Source organism: Microcoleus sp. PH2017_34_RAT_O_A, assembly GCF_020737885.1.
Taxonomy (GTDB): domain Bacteria; phylum Cyanobacteriota; class Cyanobacteriia; order Cyanobacteriales; family Microcoleaceae; genus Microcoleus.
This window is the reverse complement of sequence record NZ_JAEQDD010000036.1, coordinates 70,194-93,106: the sequence shown is the minus strand read 5'-3', so window position 1 is coordinate 93,106 and position 22,913 is coordinate 70,194. Positions and strand designations below refer to the sequence as shown.

The 22,913-nt window shown below is 46.4% G+C and carries 22 protein-coding genes; 7 read left to right on the top strand and 15 right to left on the bottom strand.

What is annotated here, in order from left to right:
• Positions 1 to 180 (top strand): hypothetical protein (locus tag JGK11_RS14455; protein WP_293212107.1); only part of this gene is annotated, 180 nt, incomplete at its 5' end.
• Between the two features lie 282 nt (positions 181 to 462).
• On the top strand, positions 463 to 876 hold the full coding sequence (locus JGK11_RS14450) for a low temperature-induced protein (protein ID WP_293212106.1): 414 nt from the start codon (positions 463 to 465) through the stop codon (positions 874 to 876).
• Positions 877 to 1,217: 341 nt separating this feature from the next.
• Here the strand turns inward: JGK11_RS14450 and JGK11_RS14445 are convergent, their stop codons facing one another.
• The gene (locus JGK11_RS14445; protein ID WP_293180814.1) at positions 1,218 to 2,234 is read right to left on the bottom strand and encodes a sulfate/molybdate ABC transporter ATP-binding protein; all 1,017 of its coding nucleotides are present in this window, start codon (positions 2,232 to 2,234) and stop codon (positions 1,218 to 1,220) included.
• Between the two features lie 566 nt (positions 2,235 to 2,800).
• Here JGK11_RS14445 and argC point away from each other — a divergent pair.
• Positions 2,801 to 3,859, top strand: coding sequence for an N-acetyl-gamma-glutamyl-phosphate reductase (argC, locus tag JGK11_RS14440; protein ID WP_293180817.1), 1,059 nt, complete (start codon positions 2,801 to 2,803; stop codon positions 3,857 to 3,859).
• Between the two features lie 448 nt (positions 3,860 to 4,307).
• On the opposite strand, the gene eno is transcribed toward argC, so the two are convergent.
• A complete protein-coding gene (eno, locus tag JGK11_RS14435) occupies positions 4,308 to 5,597 on the bottom strand; it encodes a phosphopyruvate hydratase (RefSeq protein WP_363319160.1) in 1,290 nt (429 codons plus the stop codon).
• Between the two features lie 340 nt (positions 5,598 to 5,937).
• On the opposite strand from eno, the gene JGK11_RS14430 reads away from it, so the two are divergent.
• Positions 5,938 to 6,855, top strand: coding sequence for a calcium-binding protein (locus JGK11_RS14430; RefSeq protein WP_293180823.1), 918 nt, complete (start codon positions 5,938 to 5,940; stop codon positions 6,853 to 6,855).
• Between the two features lie 136 nt (positions 6,856 to 6,991).
• On the opposite strand, the gene JGK11_RS14425 is transcribed toward JGK11_RS14430, so the two are convergent.
• From JGK11_RS14425 to JGK11_RS14410, 4 genes are all read right to left on the bottom strand, one after another.
• The gene (locus tag JGK11_RS14425) at positions 6,992 to 7,624 is read right to left on the bottom strand and encodes a hypothetical protein (RefSeq protein WP_293212105.1); all 633 of its coding nucleotides are present in this window, start codon (positions 7,622 to 7,624) and stop codon (positions 6,992 to 6,994) included.
• 339 nt (positions 7,625 to 7,963) lie between these two features.
• Positions 7,964 to 8,614, bottom strand: coding sequence for a nucleoside triphosphate pyrophosphatase (locus JGK11_RS14420; RefSeq protein ID WP_293212103.1), 651 nt, complete (start codon positions 8,612 to 8,614; stop codon positions 7,964 to 7,966).
• A 188-nt stretch (positions 8,615 to 8,802) separates the two neighbouring features.
• Positions 8,803 to 9,363 (bottom strand): photosystem II reaction center PsbP, encoded by a 561-nt coding sequence (psbP, locus tag JGK11_RS14415; protein WP_293180832.1) that lies wholly within the window; start codon positions 9,361 to 9,363, stop codon positions 8,803 to 8,805.
• Between the two features lie 139 nt (positions 9,364 to 9,502).
• Complete coding sequence (locus JGK11_RS14410; RefSeq protein ID WP_293154096.1) at positions 9,503 to 9,715, bottom strand: chlorophyll a/b-binding protein; 213 nt, start codon at positions 9,713 to 9,715, stop codon at positions 9,503 to 9,505.
• A 314-nt stretch (positions 9,716 to 10,029) separates the two neighbouring features.
• On the opposite strand from JGK11_RS14410, the gene JGK11_RS14405 reads away from it, so the two are divergent.
• Entirely contained in the window at positions 10,030 to 10,656 is a 627-nt protein-coding gene (locus tag JGK11_RS14405; RefSeq protein ID WP_293180836.1) for a hypothetical protein, read from the top strand.
• Between the two features lie 153 nt (positions 10,657 to 10,809).
• Here JGK11_RS14405 and larB read toward each other — a convergent pair whose 3' ends face one another.
• The 9 genes from larB to trmD form a co-directional block, all read right to left on the bottom strand.
• Positions 10,810 to 11,595 carry a nickel pincer cofactor biosynthesis protein LarB gene (gene larB / locus JGK11_RS14400; protein WP_293180839.1) on the bottom strand — a complete coding sequence of 262 codons (786 nt, stop codon included), beginning with the start codon at positions 11,593 to 11,595 and terminating at the stop codon, positions 10,810 to 10,812.
• 168 nt (positions 11,596 to 11,763) lie between these two features.
• Positions 11,764 to 13,524, bottom strand: coding sequence for an ABC transporter substrate-binding protein (locus JGK11_RS14395; RefSeq protein WP_293212102.1), 1,761 nt, complete (start codon positions 13,522 to 13,524; stop codon positions 11,764 to 11,766).
• A 43-nt stretch (positions 13,525 to 13,567) separates the two neighbouring features.
• On the bottom strand, positions 13,568 to 14,173 hold the full coding sequence (locus JGK11_RS14390; protein WP_293191115.1) for a PIN domain-containing protein: 606 nt from the start codon (positions 14,171 to 14,173) through the stop codon (positions 13,568 to 13,570).
• Complete coding sequence (locus JGK11_RS14385; protein WP_293180848.1) at positions 14,148 to 14,666, bottom strand: hypothetical protein; 519 nt, start codon at positions 14,664 to 14,666, stop codon at positions 14,148 to 14,150. The genes JGK11_RS14390 and JGK11_RS14385 overlap by 26 nt, the downstream gene beginning before the upstream one ends.
• A gap of 44 nt (positions 14,667 to 14,710) precedes the next feature.
• Positions 14,711 to 15,190: a 2-C-methyl-D-erythritol 2,4-cyclodiphosphate synthase gene (ispF, locus tag JGK11_RS14380; protein ID WP_293191113.1), complete on the bottom strand. Its 480-nt coding sequence runs from the start codon at positions 15,188 to 15,190 to the stop codon at positions 14,711 to 14,713.
• A 236-nt stretch (positions 15,191 to 15,426) separates the two neighbouring features.
• Positions 15,427 to 15,606, bottom strand: a complete 180-nt coding sequence (locus JGK11_RS14375; RefSeq protein WP_293180854.1) for a hypothetical protein — start codon at positions 15,604 to 15,606, stop codon at positions 15,427 to 15,429.
• A 1-nt stretch (position 15,607) separates the two neighbouring features.
• The gene (locus JGK11_RS14370; RefSeq protein ID WP_293180857.1) at positions 15,608 to 16,174 is read right to left on the bottom strand and encodes a zeta toxin family protein; all 567 of its coding nucleotides are present in this window, start codon (positions 16,172 to 16,174) and stop codon (positions 15,608 to 15,610) included.
• Between the two features lie 244 nt (positions 16,175 to 16,418).
• Positions 16,419 to 17,801 (bottom strand): DUF1517 domain-containing protein, encoded by a 1,383-nt coding sequence (locus JGK11_RS14365; protein ID WP_293180860.1) that lies wholly within the window; start codon positions 17,799 to 17,801, stop codon positions 16,419 to 16,421.
• 71 nt (positions 17,802 to 17,872) lie between these two features.
• Complete coding sequence (gene trmD, locus JGK11_RS14360; protein WP_293180863.1) at positions 17,873 to 18,547, bottom strand: tRNA (guanosine(37)-N1)-methyltransferase TrmD; 675 nt, start codon at positions 18,545 to 18,547, stop codon at positions 17,873 to 17,875.
• Between the two features lie 322 nt (positions 18,548 to 18,869).
• Here trmD and JGK11_RS14355 point away from each other — a divergent pair, with 322 nt between their 5' ends.
• Positions 18,870 to 19,763 carry a cyanophycinase gene (locus JGK11_RS14355; RefSeq protein ID WP_293181166.1) on the top strand — a complete coding sequence of 298 codons (894 nt, stop codon included), beginning with the start codon at positions 18,870 to 18,872 and terminating at the stop codon, positions 19,761 to 19,763.
• Positions 19,764 to 20,103: 340 nt separating this feature from the next.
• Positions 20,104 to 22,815: a cyanophycin synthetase gene (gene cphA / locus JGK11_RS14350; RefSeq protein ID WP_293206473.1), complete on the top strand. Its 2,712-nt coding sequence runs from the start codon at positions 20,104 to 20,106 to the stop codon at positions 22,813 to 22,815.
• Positions 22,816 to 22,913: the final 98 nt, after the last annotated feature.

The following is a 22,913-nucleotide window of genomic DNA, read 5'->3' as shown; positions in this document are numbered from 1 at the left end:
ACAACAGCCGTTTTATTGAGGAGCCCAATGATGGGAAACTATCACGTTCCGTTTTGGAGAGCAGTGGAGGGGGCGACTCCTTCACTGACTTTAATTATTCTGAGAAAAGTAGCCAGTAAGTTAGGTGTAAGCTTAAACCAACTGGGTAGACGGTCTTTGACGACTCCCAGCGAGAGTTAGACTTTGGGTATTACCTAAATCTACTTTGTCCGCAGAATCTCAGTGGCGTTGACTCCCTGAGAGTGTCAACTATCGGAAGACACAAAGCCCAAATATTCCCTGAGAAAGATTTCATAACCCCGTTATTTAAGCTAAATATTAATTAGCTCAAATTAACTGATTGCCACTGCTGATTCAAGTGGCTTTTATCAAACTTGAGTTAAAGATTGTGCAGAAATTGAGTTAAATTCAGCCTGTTAACAATCTCAACGATCAAAACTTCTAAATACGGAGAAATTTTGTATGTCTTTTATCAGCTTTAACCTCCCAGTCAAGCGTTTAGTTCGCAGTTTAATAGTTGTTTGTTTTTGTGCATTGATGTTTGTTTCCAATGCTTTCACAGCTTTTGCCGTTACCAGCAGCCCCACCAAAGGTGAAGCTCAACTTTTGGGGATTGAGAAAGAAGCTCAAAAAGCTGTTTTGAAAGACCCGATGTCTCTGGAAGAAACTCAGAAAAAAGCTAATGAAGGGATTAATGAAGTTCAGGGAGATGCTGACAGCGAGAAGATGAAAAATCCTTCTAATACAAGCGCGACATCCTTTGAGCAACAAGTCAAAAAGGCTGTCAGCAAAATTGTTGTGCATTTAAACTGTATGTCAAGAAATAATTCAAGTCTTGTGGGATGGGCTTCTAGCCCGTCCCGAATATGCAATTGAAATGCACGACAGCTTATCAGCATAAAAAAGTAGGGACACGGCAATGCCGTGTCCTTATTTTTTTGTGTCCGATATCAATTTAGCTCTAGTTTGAAGAATTGAGATCAGAGTGTTTGATCGTTCGGAATGCGAGTCCGCATCGGGAGCATCTCAGTTTTGCATTTATATATAGTGCGAGCTTAAGAGCTCGCGTATTGTACAACTCGCGAGCTCTTAAGCTCGCACTATAATAAAAAAAATGCTTTTTACAAAAATGAGATGCTCCCGTCCGCATCCATTACGCTTGACTAAAGTCCTTACTACAAACCAATTTTATGGTGTTGTTCTCAGAGGATATGATATCAGATAGAATAATAAAGTGGAAATGACTTGGCATCTTTCGGCTTGACGAACACTCTTTGCTGCGGCTGCAACTGCAAGTTATCGAATCTTTCTCTTGTCAAATTAGCATTCAGCACTTGACCGTCATCTAAGGTTAATTCCACCTGAATTTCCCATCCCAAATGAATCAAGCGACTGATTCTTGCCGGCACTGTTGCACTATTTTCGGTAGTTTCAATTACTACGTCGTGAGGGCGCAAGAAAATTTCTGGGTTGGCTGAGTCAAAGCCGTTGTCTTGAAACATTCTCGAACTGCTGGGCAAGACATTCACAGGCCCGATAAAACTCATGACGAATGCACTAGCTGGATGGTCGTAAATTTCTGCGGGTGTGCCTACTTGTTCGATTTTACCTTTATTCATTACTGTAATTCGATCGGCAACTTCCATCGCTTCTTCTTGGTCGTGCGTCACAAAGACTGTGGTAACGTGCACTTCGTCGTGGAGTCTTCGCAACCAAGCGCGCAAATCTTTGCGGACTTTGGCATCGAGAGCTCCAAAAGGTTCGTCTAGCAGTAACACTTTTGGTTCCACAGCCAGGGCTCTGGCGAGGGCTACCCGCTGACGCTGGCCTCCTGAAAGTTGCGACGGGTATCTGTCGCCCAATCCTCCCAATTGGACTAAATTTAACAATTCTTCTACGCGGGATTTGACTTTCGTCGGTGGAGTTTTCTGAATTTCCATGCCGAAAGCAATATTTTTTCGCACTGTCATGTGCTTGAATAGCGCGTAGTGCTGAAACACAAATCCAATTTTGCGGTCTTGGACGCTAGTATTGGTGGCATCTTGACCTGTCAGCCAGATTTTGCCGGAGTCGGGCATTTCTAAACCTGCAATCAGTCGCAGCAGGGTGGACTTGCCGGAACCAGACGGGCCCAGCAGTGCGACTAGAGAACCTGATTCAATTTTCAAGCTGACTCGATCGAGTGCTTGGAAACTGCCAAACTGTTTTGATACGTCTTCTACAACTATTCCCATAGGAAATTCGGCAACGGATGAGTGTAATGGATTTAACGGATGTTGAGCTTTGAGGTTCGAGGAAAGAGCGAAAAAAGTTAATCCCCGGTTTATGGATAGATTTATGTAAGATTTTATAGCACGATCGCACATCCGTTGCTTAATTTTAGGGTTTTGGCGATCGCACATCCGTTTTTAGATAGGAGATTTTAGATTTGAGATTGACTCTGGAAGATTCAATGCGAGTCTGAAATTTTGGCCTCTCCACCACAGCCCTGCGGGACTTTGTATTGGTTTTTGGGCGGAGTCAATCGATTTTAGATTTTAGATTTTAGATTTTAGATTGAGCCCACGGATAAATTCGGGGGAAGAGAGGATTTTCGATTTTCGATTTGGGATTGATTCCACGGATAAATCACGTGGCGGGTACCACCGTTGAAATTCTTGGTCAAACACCGGAAAATTTACAAAAATCCACGTCAATCACAAAACAACACAATTCTTTATTACCAAAGTTGGCGTTTGGTACTACAATGCAGCAAAAGTTCAAGCGTTTTTGACTTCAAAGGCTGAGGGGATAAAGGAAAATGGGAGATGTTAGACCTGTGCCTGTAGGCATAGTTGGCGCTTCAGGTTATGGCGGCGTACAACTGGTGCGGCTGCTGGCGGATCACCCAGCGGCAGAAGTAGTGTATGTAGGCGGGGATAGCAGTGCGGGAAAACCTTTTTCCAGCCTTTATCCGCATCTGACTAACTGCATTGATTTGACTATTGAGGCGATCGACCTAGATAAAATAGCGGCAAAATGTGAAGTTGTGTTTCTGTCGCTGCCGAATGGTTTAGCTTGCCAAATGGCACCGACGCTGATTGAAGGCGGCTGCAAAGTTTTGGATTTGTCGGCTGACTACAGATTTGAAAATCTGGACACTTACAAAGCTTGGTACGGCGGCGAGCGATCGGACTCTGCTTTAGCTGCAACGGCTGTTTACGGTTTGCCAGAATTGTATCGCGATCGCATTAAAGACGCTCAATTAGTAGGCTGTGCCGGCTGCTACGTCACTGCTAGTTTATTAGCCCTGGCCCCCTTACTCAAACAAGGTCTGATCGAGCCAGAAACAGCAATTATCGACGCCAAATCAGGATCTTCGGGAGGGGGCCGCAAAGCCGAAGTTAATCTGTTGTTGGCAGAAGCTGACAATTCGATCGGCGCTTACGGGGTAGGCCGCCACCGCCACACCCCAGAAATTGAGCAAGTTTGCAGCCACTTGGCCGGACAAGATATCAAAGTCCAATTTACTCCCCACTTGATGCCGATGGTGCGGGGAATTCTGGCAACTGTTTACGCAAATTTGCGCGATCCGGGATTGGTGCGGGAAGATTTAATCACCATTTTCAGTGCTTTTTACCGCAATTCTCCTTTGGTAAAAGTGTTACCGGCTGGGGTTTATCCGCAGTCAAAATGGGCTTGCGGCACGAATCTTTGTTACATTGGCGTGGAAGTCGATCCGCGTACTGATAGGGTAATTGTGATGTCGGCGATCGACAATTTAATTAAAGGTCAAGCCGGTCAAGGCATCCAGTGCATGAACTTGATGATGGGCTGGGAAGAAACTTTGGGTTTGCCTCAATTGGCTTTCTATCCGTGATTATGGGGCATGGTAATTGGTAATGGGGATCAGTGTCAACTTAAGTTTGAAACCATTGATAAATCTCGTTTGTAGCTTAGTCTCGATCCCCCTAAATCCCCCTTAAGAAGGGGGACTTTGAATGCTTCTTGTCCCCCCCTTCTCAAGGGGGGCTAGGCAGGGTGGTTTTATTGTCGTCACACAAATTAGGTACGTAGTTGCGCTTAAGCGCTCTTTATAAGATTAGGAAAGAGCGCTTAAGCGCAACTACGTACCTTCGCCCAAGCGCGAGCCAATCTTTGAGCGATAATTTTGGTAGTTTCAGATTTCTTTTCCCGACAATAAAACCACCCTGCTTCTCAAGGGGGGCTAGGGGGGATCGAGCCTTGGTGGTAAACAGCCATGTGTGACTACGTTTGACCTGGTTGTTGACACCAATTCCCAATTCCCAATTACCCATTACCAAATTTTATTTGGGCCCGTAACCGATCGCACCAGCATAAATTGCCCGATCGCCCAATTCGTCCTCAATCCGCAATAAACGGTTATACTTAGCAACCCGTTCGCTGCGGCACAGAGAACCAGTCTTGATTTGACCGGCGCGAGTCGCTACGGCTAAATCAGCAATTGTAGTATCTTCAGTTTCACCCGAACGGTGGCTGATTACCGATCGATAGCTGTTGCGCTTCCCTAAGTCGATCGTATCCAAAGTCTCAGTCAAAGAACCAATTTGATTCAGCTTAATCAAAATCGAATTGCTAGCTTTCAAATCAATCCCTTTTTGCAAGCGCGTGCGATTAGTAACAAACAAATCGTCACCCACCAATTGAACTCTGCTACCCATTTTCTGAGTTAGCGCCACCCAACTATCCCAATCGTCTTCGTGCAAACCATCTTCAATGGAAACGATCGGATATTGTCCAACCAAACCATCCAAATAATCGATTAATTCTGCTGGCGAATGAGCCACACCGTCATAGGTGTACTTCCCATCTTTGTAAAATTCGCTAGCAGCAACATCCAAAGCCAAAGCAACTTGTTCACCCGGTTTGTAGCCAGCTTTTTCAATTGCCATCATTAACAAATCCAAAGCTTCCTGATTGGAACCCAAATTAGGAGCAAAACCGCCTTCATCGCCAACACCAGTCAGCAAATTTTTGTCTTTTAAGACTTTAGCCAGACTAGCAAATACTTCTGCACCCCAGCGCAAAGCTTCCTTAAAAGAAGGTGCTCCCACCGGTACAATCATAAACTCTTGAATGTCTACGTTGTTGTCGGCGTGGGAACCGCCGTTGATGACGTTCATCAAAGGCACTGGTAAAACGTTAGCCAAAGCGCCACCCAAGTAGCGGTAAAGGGGTATTTGTAAAGTCTCGGCGGCCGCCTTTGCTGTGGCTAGGGAGACTCCGAGAATGGCATTAGCGCCGAGGTTAGACTTGTTGGGGGAACCGTCCAAGTCAATCATAGTGCGATCGATTAATGGTTGGTCGATCGCATCCAGATTAGCCAAAGCGGGAGCAATTTTGTGTTCGACGTTAGCAACCGCTTTCAAAACTCCCTTACCACCGTAACGTTTTTTGTCATCGTCGCGGAGTTCGTGGGCTTCAAAAGAGCCTGTAGACGCGCCGCTGGGCACTTGGGCGAGTCCGACAACACCATTGGCTAGATACACTTCAGCTTCGATGGTAGGGCGGCCGCGGGAGTCGAGGATTTCTCTGGCTTTGATAGATTCGATCGCAGTGTCTTGCATATTAACGATTCCTGACTTTGCTCAAGGTTTGATGACATTTGGCAGTCTGTCGGTTCTCCCACACTGACTGCTGACGGGTAATACATTACGCGATCCCGACAATGATTGACACAGAGTTCAAAATATTTGCGGATTTGGGCTACATCCAAGTGTCAATAAGCTGTGCTTGTTGAATATTTGTGGTAATTTTGACAGTCATTTAATTTGTTTAACCGCAAATACACGCACATTTGTTAATTGGAACATTTATTAAAATAAGACTGTCTAGAAAGTTCATATCAATCAATCAATCAATCAATCAATCAATCAATCAATCAATCAATCAATCAATCAATCAGGGAAAACTTAAATGTTAGAAACAAATCTCGGAACAGTTAAAGCCTCAGCTATCGACTCCGATCGAATTATTCCCGATCCACCAAACATCAGATTACTCACAGGGCCTTTGCCAAATCCTAGCGATCCCAACTTTTTCGACCTTACTCCCAACAACGATACAGTTCAATTAGCCAACGGAATTCTCCGCAACACTCCCGGAGGTTTGCGAGCCTTAGCAGGCGACGATTTTGTCCGAGGTTCCGGTGGTGCGGAACTGATGAATGGGAATGGGGGCGCAGATACTTTAATCGGAGGTTGTGGCAATGATACTATTCGCGGCGGTCAAGATTTTGACATACTGTACGGAGAATGTGGCAACGATATTCTCAGCGGCAATCAAGGCAATGATTACGCCTATGGAGGCACGGGAAATGACTTTGTTAGAGGTGGCCAAGGCAGTGATGCTTTAGTAGGAGAAAGTGGCAACGATACTCTAATCGGTGATGCTGGAATTGACAGACTTTGGGGAGGAGAAGGTGCAGATTTGTTTGTCCTCCGGAGAGAAGCTGGAGCAACTTCGCGTGAAATTGGTTCCGATCAACCACGTCCTGCTGGGACTTTTCCTGCTAACGTAGAGCAAGTGCCTGCGGATTTTATTCTTGACTACAATCCAGCGCAAGGTGATGTAATCGGATTGGCGGGAGGACTGACGCGAAATGATATTGTTTTAACGGAAAAGTTTTTAACAATTGGTGATGCGAGAGATTACGCGAGCAGTGGCCCTGTTCCTCCGGGAACGATTCAAACTGCTGATTTTAGATTTCTGGATACTAAGGCGACGGTGATTCGGGAAGCTAGCACCGGCAATATCTTGGGCTTGGTGAAAGATGTTTCGCCGAGTCAACTTCAATTTACCTCTGTGTCTGATAGTGCGATCGCCCTTGGATAGGATTTGTGAAAAAAACCCGGTTTATTAGATGGTCGCGAGTGCCCAGAAACCGGGTTTTTACGAAAATTGTTGGTGACAGCGTAGAAACTCAAAAAAACCCGGTTTCTTAGATTACGGGTGGTCAGAAACCAGGTTTTTATGGACTCGTATCGAGAGGCTTTTTAAGTTTCAGCTTAACATTGGTTCCTTTTTTAAGGACAACTTCACCACCAGGACTAGACAAGACATAAGCCGTTGCTGCTGCACCCCCAGCTAAAGTACCATGCTTGAATTTCGCTTTATCACCAACGAATTTACCGGCCACTGCTCCAGCTAAAATAATGCCAGCATTCTGAACAAACTTGCCTTTGGTTTTGGTTTCTACCTGAGTATTTACTAAGGTAACATCAAGGGGAGCGGCTGCACCATTTGCGAGTTTAATGTCATCAAAAACTAGATGCAAACTCGCTTTTTTGCCTTTAGCTGCTTTGACGACATCTTCCAGATGTCCCTGAATCACAGCATCTTTAAGAGTTTTATCGCCTCCTTTGACTCGCAGAGTAAAACGATCGTTGTTGCGGTTTTTACCCGTGGATAAATCTTGTTGGAGAATGGTATCAAAACTGGTTCCAGCAGGGATGGCCGCTGCCTGATTTTTTAGCTTACCGGAACTAGCGTTGCTTTGGTTAGCCGGAGCAGAAGTTTTGTCGATCGGCTCGTTTGACTTCTGACAAGCAACAGCGTTACTGAGTAATACGGCACTCAGTAGTAAGGGCATTAACTTTTTCATCGTTTTTTTCTTCAATTCAATAGGCTATAAGAATCAGATTATGCTAAAAATAGCCAACGCGAACATAAAAAAAGCGATATTTTACTAAATTTTTGGGCGATCGCCAAGGGAGCATCTCAGTTTTGCATTTATTATTATAGTGCGAGCTTAAGAGCTCGCGTATTGTACAATACGCGAGCTCTTAAGCTCGCACTCAAAGAAAAAACGCTTTTTACAAAAATGAGATGCTCCCATCGCCAACCATACATGACTACTTATTTTTGACAAATAAATGCTTCTATCGTATATACAGCAAACGATTTAGACTGCCTAACTACCGCGACAGGGGGTAAGTTCCGTTTAAGATTGCCAGAAATCTGCCACATCATATCCCATGTCGCGGAGCATTTGCCGCAGCAAAGGCAAACTCAAACCAATCACATTGGTATGACAACCTTCGATTTTTTCCACAAAAAAGCCGCCTTTGCCTTCGAGTGCAAAACAGCCAGCACAGGCGAGAGGTTCTCCCGTAGCGACATAAGCAGCAATTTGACGCGAGGTAACTTCCGCAAAATAAACTTTTGTAACTTGACAGCGAATGAGCGATCGATCCATTGCCACATCAAAGCTATCAAATCTCGTATCAATTAAAGCATGACCCGTATAAAGTTCGCCAACTTTACCGCGCATTTTTTGCCAGCGCGAGATTGCTTCGTCGGCATCCTTGGGTTTGCCGTGAATTTCACCATCAATGACCAAAATTGAATCGCATCCTAACACTACACACGATTTGGGATTGGGGATTTGCGGGTGAGAATTAGCCAGCAAAAAACTAGCTACAGCGTCAGCTTTTCCTTCTGCTAAAACCTGCACTAATTTAGTAGCATCCCTCATTTTTATTTGCCCTTCATCAAAGTCGCTGGGGCAAATCACAGCTTGAATGCCTGCATTGCTTAGCAGGCTGTGGCGCGCGGGAGAAGCTGAAGCTAATACAAAAGTTGGAGTCTTCATAAGTTAAGAAGTCAGTTGACAGTTGACAGTTGACAGTTGACAGTTGACAGTTGACAGTTGACAGTTGACAGTTATTATTTGTCATTAGTTATTTGTTACCAATAACCTTCCAGGCTCTACCTCCAATGACCAATGCCCAATGCCCAATGCCCAATGCCCAATGCCCACTGTCAAATTACTTTTTAACCCTAATAAACAGAGAAAGATTTAACAACTTTCTCAAAAGCTTCTTTGACTTTCGGCCAGCGTTCTTCGGTAGTGGAAACGTTCAGGGTAAATAGTTTGCCACGGCTGACTGCTACGCTAGCTAAGTTGTGCCGTTGTTGGTTTGGGAGTTTGACGGCGTATTCTAAAATGTAATAGTTTTTCGATCGCGATTCCCGACTTTCTGCATTGACTAATTCAGCTTCGCGGCCGGAATCAGCCGGGGCGATCCTCTTCGAGGGCTTCGCTAACGCACTTTTGCTAAGCTTGTATCCCACATCCGTTGGCGTGCCCAAATCTGCGAGAGTTTTGTTCCCAGCCACTGGACTGATGACCACGCTGACATTCTCAGTTTGCTGGATCAAATCGCGGAACACCACATCGGGGCCGTTAGAAACTGCGATCGGCAACCAGCCGTTAGGATAAAGAAATTGATAGCCGTCGCCAGTATCAACGTAGCTTTTGAGTCCGGTAGCTACAGAGACACAACCGGTCAAGCTGAGAGAGAAAACCACCAGAAGTATTGCTGCAATTCGTTTGAGCATTATTTTTACAAGTACCGTAACACTAAAATATTTAATTTAAATTGTCTCATCAAACCTTGCAAAAATAGTTAAGCTATGGATCGCCAATTGTGTATTGCTGGCAAGCCATAGCCGTACAGTTTAATTTTAAACAAAGTTATTACAGGTTAGTTAGCCAGCTAATCAGTCCGTGCTTGGTAGAAACTTCTAAAGCCAAGAGAGAAACAAAACCAATCATGGCAAGTCGGCCGTTCAAGCGTTCTGCGTAGGGTGTAAAGCCTGTGCGGGCTTCATCGTCAATGTATACTTTGGGCTCGATCGCAAAATTGTTCATTTTACCGTCGTTGTCAAGTAGTAAGCCTCTGTCAGCCATGTCAGTGTCCTAAGTTGTTTTTGGTGTAATGTAAACTAATGTAACAGACTTATGAAGAGATGTAAAGGATTATGAGTTTTTTTTTCAAAGTCGCGACTCAGATACCAGTTTCCCCCAAAAATCCAACGGGCTGACAAGCTCGAAACCCCTATAGAATAAGTAATTCCCAACCTAAAATCTCAAATCTTAAATCTCCAATGGCATGACTGTAGACAGTAGACTCACGGCCCCGGAGGGGGGAGGATAGAGTTGAGAGGCGCAAAAATCGATGGTGTGGCAAATCCCAGTCTGGGTTTGACGAAAATAGTGGAAGAATGGAGGAAAAATTTATGCGGGCCAGTCTGGAAATGCGGTGGTTTTATAGCGGTGCGCTGCCAAAACCGATCGGGCAATGGTTTGGAAGCGAGAGTCTGGGCGGGTATCTATCCCCGCCTGAAGAGCGAGAAGATTTATATTTGCTGATACCTAGTTGCGACTACTTGGGAGTAAAACTGCGCGGGAAAAATTTACAAGTAAAGTGGCGGCAGGAAGAATTGGGGGTGATGCAGTTCGGCAACCGCTGGGAAGGCAAAGTCGAGAAATGGCTGAAGTGGATATGTGCCGACACGATGGCGCCAGTACCGGCGGATATAATCGCAACTGGAAAGTGGGTGAGGGTGAAAAAAAAGCGAGCCCAGCGTCTTTACCAAGTTTCTGCCCCGGGCGTGCTGATGTCTGTGCCTGTCGAAGCCCCAATTCCCCAAGGCTGTATTGTAGAAATTACTCAGTTAAATGTTAACGGCACTGCGTCGTGGACTTTGGGATTTGAAGCGTTTGGTAGCGAAGGTTTTTTGACCGAAAGTCTGGAAACAGTAGCTAATTGGACGAGCAAAAGTTATCAGGCGCAAAAGTTGAAAGCTGAGGATTCTTCGGGTTATCCGATTTGGCTGGCTGGTAAGTAATATCAAATCCCTTTGAATCATACCGCCTGTATTCTTTAGTTCTCATCTGTTGGGACGAAAAATAAGACGGCGGTTGAAACCGCGTCTACACAAACTAAGTCCGCCTCCGCGGACTGAAGAAAATAACGCAATTTTAACCGCCCGGTCTTTCTTCTATTCGCCTTCTCCTATTCTCCCCACTTTGGCAGAAGTTCTGAGAATTTGACAAGCCAAAATCGCCGCCCCAAACCCATTATCAATATTAACCACACCCACACCAGCCGCACAAGAATTGAGCATAGTTAAAAGAGGAGCAATCCCGCCAAAACTCGCGCCGTAGCCTACACTCGTCGGCACAGCAATCACCGGACAATCCGCCAAACCTGCAACCACACTCGCCAAGGCACCTTCCATACCCGCAACCGCAATCAACACATCAGCATCATCAATTACGTGGCGATTACTTAGCAAGCGGTGAATGCCGGCAACTCCCACATCCCACAAACGCCGAACCCCAAAACCGCAGAGTTCCGCAGTCACAGCCGCTTCTTCCGCCACAGGCAAATCCGCTGTTCCAGCACTGATAATAGTCACTGTACCCGGATGCTGGGGAGTGGAGGATTTATCAGAAATTGCACAAATTCGAGCTGTTTGGTAGTAGCACAAGTCGGGTATTTTTTGCTGCAATTTCTCAAAAACCTCTGGTTCAATTCGCGTCGCCATCACCGCAGGATTTCGGCCGCGCATCGCCCCGATAATCTCAACAATTTGGTCTGGCGTTTTTCCGGGGCCCCAGATGACTTCGGGAAAACCGGTTCTTAAGGTGCGGTGGTGGTCAATTTTGGCAAAATCGCCGACTTGTTCAAAGTCAAAATGCTTTAATTTGTCCAAAGCTGCGATCGGGCTAACATCGCCCGCCGCCACAGATTCGAGTAACTTCTGTAAAATTTCAGGTTCCATGAACTAATGATATCTTCTGGGCTCAAACAACACTTAAGATGGGTTCGTAGTAAGGACTTCAGTCCTTCTTTCTGAGGACTAAAGTCCTCACTACTTAAGATGGGTTCGTAGTAAGGACTTTAGTCCTTCTTTCTGAGGACTAAAGTCCTCACTACGAACCAATAATGACTATTCTGCAATTTTCAGTTCATACAAATTCCAGAAAGCACCGCCGAGAGCACTATAGCGAATTCCCGAAACGCGATCGCGCACCGCCTCAAAAGTCAGCGGATTCACCATATAAATAAAAGGCACTTGTTCCGCGATAATCCGCTGCGTCTCCCCATACAGTTCCTTGCGCTTCGCCTCGTCAAGCTCCTGAGAAGCCTTCACATACAAGTCATCAATTTTCTGCTCCCAGTCGTAAACTTCCCGACCTTTAATCGGCGGTTCTCCAGCTTGCGGGCCCTGGTTGAAACTGTGCAAAGTCCCCTTGACTGACCAAATATTGTAACCGCTGTGCGGTTCAGTACCTCCGGTAAAACCGCCGAGGTAAGTATCCCAATTTTTAGTCAGGCGCAGCTTTTCCACATAAGTGTTAAAACTCAGGAACTGCGTATCAACTTCCATCCCCAGTTTACCCAAATCTTGCTTAATTTGCGTTCCCATTTGCTCCCGCACTTTTTTGCCTGCGGCCATCAACAAAGTAAACCGCACTTTGTTGCCCTCAGCATCCAACAATTCGCCGTTACTATTATACTTGAATCCTGCACTTAACAGTAACTCTTTCGCTTTTTCCAGATTGTAACTGTAAGTTTTTAATCCCTGTTCTGGAGACAAGTAGAACGGACTTTGCGCGGGTATCGGCGAATGTAGTGGTGCGCCCAGCCCGCGATAGATATTGTTAGTCATGGCGTCGCGGTTCATGCCATAGGCGATCGCCTGTCGAAACTCCTTACTCAAAAACCACTTAGACTTAATCGGGTCTACAAACGGCTGATTTTGAGCGTTACGCCCCTTATTCAGATTGAAACACATAAACACGCTGCCAGTGTCTGGGCCGCCGTTGAATATCGTATATTTGCCGCGTTTTTCCTCCCGTTTCAGCAGCGGAAACACCTCCGGCTGCACGTCCAGAGTATCCAAATCGCCCGATCGAAAATTCAGCAGTTGATTGTCAGTATTTTCGATAATTTGCCAGACAATTTGCTGGATGTAAGGCTGACTGTTACCCTCTGTATCTTTGCGCCAAAAATAGGGATTTCGTTCCAAAACAACGCGCTGGTTGGGAGTATAGCTCAGCATTCGGTATTGGCCGTTACCGACAATTTTTTTGGGGTCAGTATCCGTACCCCAAGCAGACAGGAATTTAGGCTTGCCGTCTGCCTCTGTCTGGGTGGCAGCTTCCTGCAAGATATGAGCTGGTAAAATCGGTATTCCCCCAGCAAATCTAATAAAAGGAGCAAAAGGTTCTGGCACTGAAAATTCAATGCGGCGGCTGTCAATTTTTTTGAGTTTTGGTAATTGACGGCTGATGCCAACTCTCAGATTATCTTTCAAGCCGCTAGGAATTTTTTCATTGAAATAAATCTTTTCATAGCTGAATATAATATCATCAGTTGTCATCGGTTCGCCGTCCGACCATTTCAATCCTTCTCGCAGGGTGAAGACAATCTTTTTGCCATCTTTAGAAACTTCCCAGGATTCAGCTAAACCGGGTTCTAGCTTCGATGTCAAGCCATTTTCGTTGAGCAATCCCTCGTACATATAGCCAAAAACGCTGTATGCAGACTGATTTAGCGGGTAGTTGAAGGTGGCCGGGCCGCTGGGGGTGGGAACGACGAGTCTGTTTGCTAAGTTAGTTGATCGGGCTGGAGTGCACGCAGACAGAGTTATCGCGGCAATTACCGCCAGTAAAATCAAGAGCGATCGTAGTTTTGAATATAACATCGTAGAATTTTTCATAGCTTTTAAATATACCATTTCCGTCCAACTACGACTGAGATTGCAACCACCCTAGAAAGTCTTCAGTACGCGAAAAATACTTGGTTATCCCTACTTCCCGCAAAGCATCTTGAACTGATGGCAGACCAAATTCCTTTGTATTATTGCTCAAAAATACCTTAACTTGATTAGGTTGTAAGTGTGCATGGTTCAAAATGCAGTTGAGAATTAAATTGTCTGTCGGGTCTTCTTCAATAAAAATTGAATCCAAATTTTCTCGAAGTATTTGCGCTGTTAATTGGATCATTTCTACCTTGGCAACCAACAAATCAAGAGCATTAAAAAGACGTGCATTAATATCATTGAGCAGCCCCTCATTCTCGGTGAGGGCTTCCTCTAAGTGGAAGACAAGAGACTGGGCAGATGGTGAAGTTTTATCTCGCTTTAGCTGACTGATTTGTTTTTGCATTTCACCGAAAAAACGGTTGCGTCGCTTGATCTCGTCTTCTAAAGCTGATAGTGCTTCCATGCAGCAAATATCTGGTATTGCTATGTTGACTGATGTCGGTACACTTAACAACAAGTTGTTAGCATCAGGGTCGCGTCCTGTAGCAATGCTCATCAAAAAGTTAGTCTCGATATATAAAATTGCCACCAATTTCTACTCCTGATTTTGTCGTTCCACCTGCTAGCAGTGGCAGCAAACCGATTTGTTCTATCTGTTCTGACGCAGTTGGAATCTCAGACTTCCAATTATAAGCTAAGTCGCGCAGCCATGCTTCAATCAATCTTGTTAGGTATCGCTTAAATATCCGCTTGTTGTGAAATTCCGGCTCATAATTGCGAAGTATCTCACCAGTGTTTAGAGAACAAACAGGTTCAGATAAATTTACTCCGTCCCATTTGAAAATCAGAATTTGTTCGGTGTCAACAAACATGGCATAAGGAATGAGTGTGCGTTCTTCGGACATTTTTGCCAAGGCAGCTTTCATCCAAGATATCATGCGATCGGTAATCTTCTGCTTGGCTGCTGTTTCTTGAGCTTGAATAATTTTGACTTCAATCAGCACGACTACCCGATCGTCCTTATCGAGAGCGATGATGTCAACGTCGATTGGGGTTTCGATTTTCAAGTTTTCGGCAAGCATAGATTTGACTCCTAAATTAGCGGAAAATTGTCATAACCTGACAACTATTTTAGCATTAACAAAACTACAGCATAGGCTGCAATTCCTTCCTCTCTCCCCACGGGCCCTAACTTTTCGTTGGTAGTAGCTTTGATGGCAACTTGGTCTGGTTTTAATTGTAGGACAGCAGAAAGGCGATCGCACATTTGCTTAATATGCGGTTTCAGCTTCGGACGTTCGGCCACAACCACCGAGTCAATATTGCCAATTTCCCAGCCTTTATCTAATATTAACTGATTGACTTGTGCCAGCAACACGAGACTGTCTGCACCTTTCCATTTTGGGTCAGTTGGCGGGAAATACAGGCCGATATCTCCCAAACACAGAGCTCCCAGCATCGCGTCCATAATCGCGTGGGTGAGTACGTCTGCGTCGCTGTGTCCTAATAAGCCTAATTCGTGGGGAATGTGGACGCCACCGAGGATCAAGGGGCGTTCTGGAACTAAGCAGTGAATGTCGTAACCGTTACCGATGCGGATGTTCATGTCATTCAGTTGACAGTTGACAGTTGACAGTTGACAGTTGACTTCGGAGGGGCCACCTTTACCTAGAAGTCCGAGGATTGGAGTAATGAATAATCTGATTTTAATTTTTCCAGATCGGGGTTTGGGCTTTAAACCAATTCTTTTTGGTGAATTTTAGGTGGCTAAAAAGCAGACAGTAGAGTATTATGTCATAGTCTGTGTGGATATGAGTAGGTTTTTTGGGCGACTGACTTGTTTTATGTTTCGGGCGATATTGGAGGAATGCGATCGGCTGTTAAAATTACTACTTTCCCATCTTCCCACACAGCAATAGATTCACCTAATTTGCGGTGTCTTTCAATAGCTGCTGCAACTGCCGCTTTCACTCCAACATTAATCTTTGTAGATAAAAGTTGTCTTGGTTTTGATTGTTTCATTTTATTTTTGAGTTATTTGATTCCAGCTTTCAATATTATAGATTATCTGTTCTTCCTCGATACTCCCTTCTGCTACTAACTGAGCCGTTTCGTGAGAGTTGTCATAGATAATCCAATTGTCGCACAGTGGCAAATACAGAGCTATCAAATTTCGCAGTCCTCTGTCATAGCGGCGGCGGATAACATCTTCTGGGATAGAATGACCGCCGCTAGCTACCCGTCGGGCTACTCTTGCTACGGCCAGTTCGGGCGATCGCAGCCAAAAGTAAATTAGGTTAATTGTATAATCTTTTGTTTTACAACTTCTGAGAAAAGTTGCAAAGCTACGGGCTGCTAGAGTAGTCTCAAAAGCAAAATCAGTTCCAGAATTAGATAGTGTTTGCAGTCTTTCTAGCATGATTCGTCCGGCGGTAATCGCTACCGACTCGGGATTGAATGGCGAAAGTGCAGCCGCAATCGCGTCTGCATTGACATATTCAAAACAGTCGAGAAAATTGGGCAATAAACTCATTGATGCAGTGGTTTTGCCGGAACCGTTAGCGCCACCAATTATGTAAAGATTCGGCATAAGTTTAGCATAAATTAATCAGGCAGGACTTAGGTTTTGTATGGTGCGTAGCTTGCACCTTATATCATTTTGACAAAAGATTGCTATACAATAAATAAAGTTGTGTTTGTTTGTCAAACTATTGTGGTCAGGTGCGTCGCTCTTAAATTGTCGATATGTAACTAGGAATTGTTCGTGGCGACACACCCTACGACCACTTTAAGCTGCGGTATATCTATCAATCAAAGATTGATGCAATGCTAGTCTAAGCAACCCGAATCAAATCTGGATAAGCACCCAACAAATCATCGCCTGTCAAACTATCCGTTTCCTGCTGCGGACTCCAAATCACCTCTAAAACCAGCAGATTCTCAGCAGGAGTCGCCGCCGATTTTTCTAACACTGCTTTCAACTTCGCAACATCGCGAATGTCTCCAAACAGCGGTCTGCTATTCTCTGTCCCTATCAAAAACGTGACTGTAATATACTCTCCAGGCTCTTCATCGCCAGCACTAACAGACTGTCTGCGACGGATATCGCCATTCACCATACTCAAAGTTTCCACACTTAATTTGCTGCGTTCTTGCATCGAAATTTGATTGAATATTTGCGTTGCTTGTTCTCGACTTTCGACTATCTGGGAATTCGCACAAACGTGAGTCCACTTTTCTCGATTTCGCAAAACAATCAAAACAGCTTCTTGCAAAAATTCCGCACGTTGATTAGCATTTTTTATGTCAGAACTTAACGTTAGTTCAGTTAGCTGACTGGGAACTTCGCGAGCTTCTGCCAACATGGCAATTTGCAACTTAGTGACCGCAAAAATTTGTTTTTTAGATTCTTTGGCAGGGTGTTGTCGATAATAGTAAATACAGTAAGCAATTAACGCAACGCAACCTCCAGCAACAAACAGCCAAAACACTACAATTTTCCAATCATCATCAGATTCCGAACTCGGAGGGTTATTCGAGTTATTGTCAGTGGTAATTGGTGCTGGTGCATTGACTGCTGGTTGTTGCTCTGAACCTATATTTGGCTGACTGTTATCTGGATTGTCTGAAGTTGGCGAATTGGGATCGCTGTCGCCCGAATTATTATTAGTGGTAACTGGTGCTGGATTGACGGCTGGTTGTTGATTTGAACCTGTGTTTTGCTGACTGTTACCGGAATTATAAGGAACTACATAACTCGGCCCTGAATTATAGGTGCGCTGCTGGATAATTACAGTTCTGTTATTGCTAGATTGTGGCGGAATCGGAGGGTTAGGTGCGGCGACAGGTGCAGGTGCGGCGGGCTTGTCAAAAGAGCCGCTGCGAACTCTTCCGCCAGTGTTGCTGCTGTTGCTGGGGCGGCTGGGATTGGAACTAGCAGCACTATTCGATCTGCTGTTACTGGAACTAGAAGAACTAGAAGAATTAGGTGAGGTATTGCTAGAACGGCTGGAACTGGAAGAAGAACTAGAAGAAGAACTAGAAGAACTCGATCGCCCGCCACTACTTCCTCCACTGCTGCCGCCGCTGCTTCTTGCCAAAGCTTCCTGGTTAATATTTAACCATTTGCCACCGCTGCTGGGAGTTAAATTTACAGTAACTTCACCCGCGAGCAAAAAGCCGATCGCCCAACAGCACAAAAGTTGATTTTTTAGCATAAATTCTCTGGGAAAAAATCCAGTGTTAAATCAAGAACGTCAACAGCCCACAGCCCACAGCCTACAGTTAATTAATCCGCTAGCAAATCCGGGCGGCGCGATCGAGTTCTTTCAATTTGCTGTTCCTTGCGCCAGCGAGCAATTTCTGCGTGATTACCAGACAGCAACACGTCGGGTACCTTCAATCCCCGAAAATCGGCCGGCCTAGTGTACTGCGGATAGTCCAAAAGTCCGTCTTCAAAACTCTCAAATTTCAGCGAATCTTCCTTGGCCACGGTTCCCCGCAACAATCGCAAAACCCCATTAATCAAAGCCAAAGCCGGAATTTCCCCGCCTGTGAGCACAAAATCGCCTAGAGACACCTCGCGAGTTACCAAGTGCAGCACTCGATCGTCCACACCCTCATAATGGCCGCAAATCAACACCAACTGATCGCACCCGGTGGCGAACTCCCGAAACATCGGCTGCTGCATCGGTTCGCCCTGGGGAGTCAGCAAAATCACCTCCCGTCTCGGCAAAACCGGTAGCGATTCCACCGCAGCAAAAATTGGTTCCGGCTTCATCAGCATCCCCACTCCGCCCCCGTAAGGTTCGTCATCGACTCGCTGGTGCTTGTCTGTGGTAAAATGGCGGGGATTGACAAAATTTACCTCAGCAATATTTTTAGCTAAGGCTTTGCCCATGAGTCCCGATGCTAGGGGAGCCAGGAAAAATTCTGGAAACAGGGTAACTACGTCAAATCGCACAATTATTGGAATTTATTGATACATCACCTCTAGTTTGACCCGGAGAGGCCGATCGGTTTTCAGTAATTGCTTTATTCTTTATAATTTCTTATAATTTCTGAGAATTTTTGCCACTTAAATTCTCTTCCTTTGTCCGCGAGCCGATTTTGTACAACAATCATCTGTTCTCAGGACGGTGACTTGTGTAAAATCGCCCTTAAACAACTGCGCGATCGCGCGATCGCACCTTACTCGCACCAAAAAATATTTACTCTTAAAAAGCCCCATTGTACTCACAGGCACGGCAAAATTTAATTTCACATCTCACAGAGGAAGACACACCATGCAGCAGTTGACATCTCAAGCCCTAGAACACAATCTTTCCCAGCGCACGAAAACCTCGATTATGGTCATCGGAGGAGCCGAAGACAAGGTTCACGGGCGAGAGATTCTGAATACCTTTTTTTGCCGTGCTGGGGGTACAAACGCTCGGCTGGCGATCGTTCCCTGCGCTTCCCGAGATCCCGAAGGAATTAGCAACCGCTATCGCACCATATTTGACGAAATGGGCGTGAGTGCCGTCAAAGTCATTGACATCCGCGAACGCGAACAAGGCGAAAACCCCGTCTGGAAAGATTACTTGGAAGACTGTACGGGCGTATTCATCACAGGTGGCGACCAACTGCGGCTCTGCGGGCTGCTGGCCGACACTCCGCTGATGGAAAAAATTCGCGAATATACTCTCTCGGGTAAGATTACCCTCGCCGGCACCAGTGCGGGTGCTGCGGTAATGGGATATCACATGATTGCAGGTGGCGGAAGCGGCGCGTCACCCAACCGCTCTTTGGTAGACATGGCAAACGGACTTAACATTATTCCCAATATCATCGTAGACCAGCATTTTCACAATCGTAACCGCATGGCTCGCTTGTTGTCGGCTGTGGCTTGTCATCCCGATCGCCTCGCTATTGGTATTGACGAAGATACCTGCGCTTTGTTTGAGGGAGACGATACTATGAAGGTTCTAGGTAAAGGCACGGTGACTATTGTTGATTCTAGGGAAAGTTTTTATACCAACGAGGCAATGGTAGCAGCGACAGAACCCTTAAGTCTGTTCAATATGCGCTTGCACGTCTTGTGTCACGGAGATTGCTACAATATGCCCCTAGGCAAACCAATGCCATCGGCAGCCTGTTCCGAGTCTGGCTGGCCTTTGGAATGCCGCACAGCAAACTAACGCAGGATATCAGAGTCATCGATCGGGCAGAAAGTATGCGGCATTTGGGCCCAATCAAAGATACAACAGAAGGATGTATTCCAAAGCAGCCACGCGCTGACACCAGAAGGTAGAATCACACTCTTATTCTACCTTCTGGCTTCTAGTTGGTTCCTGCCCTTTACGTGCACTTGTTTCTAGCCGATCGCTGGGGCATTAATTTTCTTTCGCTGGCGGCCTATAACTGGAAATTCAATGCAAAACTGTTCACAGCGAACAGTCGATCGAGCAATCTAGCTCCAAATTGAATAAATGCTGCAATTACCTATAAGATTTAGCGACCCATACCCCTCTGACAGTCATGAAAATACTTAAAATCCAGACGTTACGCGGCCCCAACTACTGGAGCATCAGACGCCACAAACTCGTCCTCATGCGTCTGGATTTAGAGGAGTTGGCAGATAAAACCACATCTGAAATTCCTGGCTTCTACGAAGGGTTGACCGCCACACTCCCGAGTTTGGACGACCATCACTGTTCCCCCGGCCATCAGGGAGGCTTCCTGCAACGGGTCAGAGAAGGCACAATGATGGGACACGTCATCGAACACGTAGCCCTAGAACTTCAGGAAATGGCAGGAATGCCGGTCGGGTTCGGTCGCACCCGCGAAACTGCCACACCAGGCATTTACCAGGTAGTAATCGAGTATCAAAACGAACAAGCAGGTCGCTATGCCACCCGGGCGGGCGTGCGGATGTGCCAGAGCATTGCCGATACTGGAAGCTATCCAGCAGCGGAATTAGCCCAAGATTTGAGAGATCTCAGAGAGTTTGCTTTGTCGGCGGCCCTGGGCCCGAGTACCGAAACACTGATCAAGGAAGCAGAAGCGCGGGGCATTCCCTGGATACCTTTGAGCGCCCGGTTTATGATTCAGCTCGGTTACGGGGTGCACCAAAAGCGGATTCAGGCAACTCTCAGCAACCGCACGGGAGTTTTGGGGGTAGAACTAGCCTGTGATAAGGAAGGTACCAAAAATATCCTCGGGGCTGCTGGCGTACCGGTTCCAAGAGGGACGGTGATTAATTATTTGGACGAACTGGAAGGAGCGATCGAAGATGTGGGCGGTTATCCGATCGTCCTCAAACCGCTAGACGGCAACCACGGCCGCGGAATTACGATCGACATCAACTCCTGGGAAGTAGCAGAAGAAGCCTACGATTTAGCCAGCAACGCATCAAAAACCAAGAGTGTGATTGTCGAGCGCTACTACACCGGCCGCGACCACAGAGTATTAGTAGTCAACGGACAAGTCGTAGCAGTCGCCGAACGAGTCCCCGCTAACGTTGTGGGAGATGGCAAGTCTACAGTAGAACAGCTCGTTGAAGAAGTAAACCGCGATCCGCAGCGGGGAGACGGACACGACAACGTGCTCACCCGAATTACGATCGACAAATTGACCCTCGATTTGCTGCAAAAACAAGGCTACGCGATGGACTCGGTATTGCCGGCCGGCGAAAGAGTATTCTTGCGCGCGACAGCAAACCTCAGTACCGGTGGCATTGCAGTCGATCGCACCGACGAAATCCACCCAGAAAACGTCTGGCTATTTTCCCGAGTCGCCAAAATCATCGGTTTGGACATTGCCGGCATTGACGTGGTAACAGACGATATTTCCGTACCGCTGCGCGATACGAACGGAGTCATCGTCGAAGTCAACGCAGCACCGGGTTTCAGAATGCACGTCGCCCCGAGCCAGGGTTTGCCCCGCAACGTCGCCGGCGCAGTATTCGATATGCTGTTCCCCTCGCCTCAACCCACCCGAGTGCCGATTTTAGCGGTGACGGGAACCAACGGTAAAACTACAACCACTCGCCTGCTGGCCCACATTGTCAAGCAAACGGGTCAAATTACTGGCTACACGACTACCGACGGGACTTACATCGGCGATTATTTAGTCGAAAGCGGAGATAATACTGGGCCGCAGAGCGCTCATTTGATTTTGTCCGATCCCACCGTGGAAGTGGCGGTGCTGGAAACGGCTAGAGGCGGAATTTTGCGATCGGGCTTGGGCTTCGATCAGTGCGATGTCGGCGTCGTCTTGAACGTCGCGGCGGATCACTTGGGAATCGGCGACATCGACACCGTGGAACAACTAGCCAAACTCAAGAGCGTCCTCGTCGAGTCAGTAATGCCCAAAGGCTATGCAGTTTTGAATGCAGATGACCCGCTGGTATCACAGATGGCGCAGCGTGTCAAGGCTCAAATTGCATATTTTTCGATGAACCCGGACAACGAATTGGTTGCCAAACACACCGCTGCGGGCGGGCTGGCAGCAATTTACGAAAACGGCTACTTGTCCATCCTCAAAGGCGATTGGACGCTGAGAATTGAGCAGGCTGTGAATGTGCCGCTGACGATGGGCGGGCGGGCGCCGTTTATGATTGCGAATGCTTTAGCGGCTTGTTTGGCGGCTTTTGCTCAGGGAGTGAAAATAGAGGATATTCGATCGGCTTTGTCCAGCTTTCAGGCCTCCGTCGGTCAAACTCCGGGACGGATGAACCTGTTTAATTTGGGCAGCTATCACGCCTTGCTCGACTACGCCCACAACCCGCACAGCTACAAAGCTTTGGGTAGTTTTGTGCAGAATTGGGAAGGAATGCGGATCGGGGTAGTTGGTGCGCCGGGGGATAGACGAGATGAAGATTTTGTCACTTTGGGCAAACTTTCTGCCGATATGTTCGATCGGATTATTGTCAAAGAAGATGTTGACAGGCGCGGGCGAGAACCCGGTGTGGTGGCCAAGTTAATTTGCCAAGGGATTGCAGAGGCGATCGCCGCACGCACCCCAGACAAGTCTAAAGTTGAATACGAGTTGATTCTCGACGAGACAATTGCTGTTAACAAGGCTTTAGATCGAGCACCAGCAGGCAGTTTGGTGGTGATTTTACCCGAAGGCGTCACGAAAGCTCTGGCTTTGATTGAAGCCCGGAAACCGATTAAGGAATCTGCGGTAAATGCTGCTATTGTCGATCGGGTTTCCGAGTCGCGCGACAGCTTGAAAACTTCGGTGTAAATCAAGGCTAAAGTCTTAAGTCTCATTTAATTAATAGGTTGGGTTAACGAAAGGAAACCCAACCTTTTTGCTTTAGAAATTACGTAATTCCTGATTTT

What these genes read in the sequence shown, in the direction of transcription:
- JGK11_RS14450 (WP_293212106.1), top strand. Translation starts at nt 463, where the DNA reads ATGTCTTTTATCAGCTTTAACCTCCCAGTCAAGCGTTTAGTTCGCAGT.
- JGK11_RS14445 (WP_293180814.1), bottom strand. Translation starts at nt 2,234, where the DNA reads ATGGGAATAGTTGTAGAAGACGTATCAAAACAGTTTGGCAGTTTCCAA.
- argC (WP_293180817.1), top strand. Translation starts at nt 2,801, where the DNA reads ATGGGAGATGTTAGACCTGTGCCTGTAGGCATAGTTGGCGCTTCAGGT.
- JGK11_RS14430 (WP_293180823.1), top strand. Translation starts at nt 5,938, where the DNA reads ATGTTAGAAACAAATCTCGGAACAGTTAAAGCCTCAGCTATCGACTCC.
- JGK11_RS14425 (WP_293212105.1), bottom strand. Translation starts at nt 7,624, where the DNA reads ATGAAAAAGTTAATGCCCTTACTACTGAGTGCCGTATTACTCAGTAAC.
- JGK11_RS14420 (WP_293212103.1), bottom strand. Translation starts at nt 8,614, where the DNA reads ATGAAGACTCCAACTTTTGTATTAGCTTCAGCTTCTCCCGCGCGCCAC.
- psbP (WP_293180832.1), bottom strand. Translation starts at nt 9,363, where the DNA reads ATGCTCAAACGAATTGCAGCAATACTTCTGGTGGTTTTCTCTCTCAGC.
- JGK11_RS14410 (WP_293154096.1), bottom strand. Translation starts at nt 9,715, where the DNA reads ATGGCTGACAGAGGCTTACTACTTGACAACGACGGTAAAATGAACAAT.
- JGK11_RS14405 (WP_293180836.1), top strand. Translation starts at nt 10,030, where the DNA reads ATGGAGGAAAAATTTATGCGGGCCAGTCTGGAAATGCGGTGGTTTTAT.
- larB (WP_293180839.1), bottom strand. Translation starts at nt 11,595, where the DNA reads ATGGAACCTGAAATTTTACAGAAGTTACTCGAATCTGTGGCGGCGGGC.
- JGK11_RS14395 (WP_293212102.1), bottom strand. Translation starts at nt 13,524, where the DNA reads ATGTTATATTCAAAACTACGATCGCTCTTGATTTTACTGGCGGTAATT.
- JGK11_RS14385 (WP_293180848.1), bottom strand. Translation starts at nt 14,666, where the DNA reads ATGCTTGCCGAAAACTTGAAAATCGAAACCCCAATCGACGTTGACATC.
- ispF (WP_293191113.1), bottom strand. Translation starts at nt 15,190, where the DNA reads ATGAACATCCGCATCGGTAACGGTTACGACATTCACTGCTTAGTTCCA.
- JGK11_RS14375 (WP_293180854.1), bottom strand. Translation starts at nt 15,606, where the DNA reads ATGAAACAATCAAAACCAAGACAACTTTTATCTACAAAGATTAATGTT.
- JGK11_RS14370 (WP_293180857.1), bottom strand. Translation starts at nt 16,174, where the DNA reads ATGCCGAATCTTTACATAATTGGTGGCGCTAACGGTTCCGGCAAAACC.
- JGK11_RS14365 (WP_293180860.1), bottom strand. Translation starts at nt 17,801, where the DNA reads ATGCTAAAAAATCAACTTTTGTGCTGTTGGGCGATCGGCTTTTTGCTC.
- JGK11_RS14355 (WP_293181166.1), top strand. Translation starts at nt 18,870, where the DNA reads ATGCAGCAGTTGACATCTCAAGCCCTAGAACACAATCTTTCCCAGCGC.
- cphA (WP_293206473.1), top strand. Translation starts at nt 20,104, where the DNA reads ATGAAAATACTTAAAATCCAGACGTTACGCGGCCCCAACTACTGGAGC.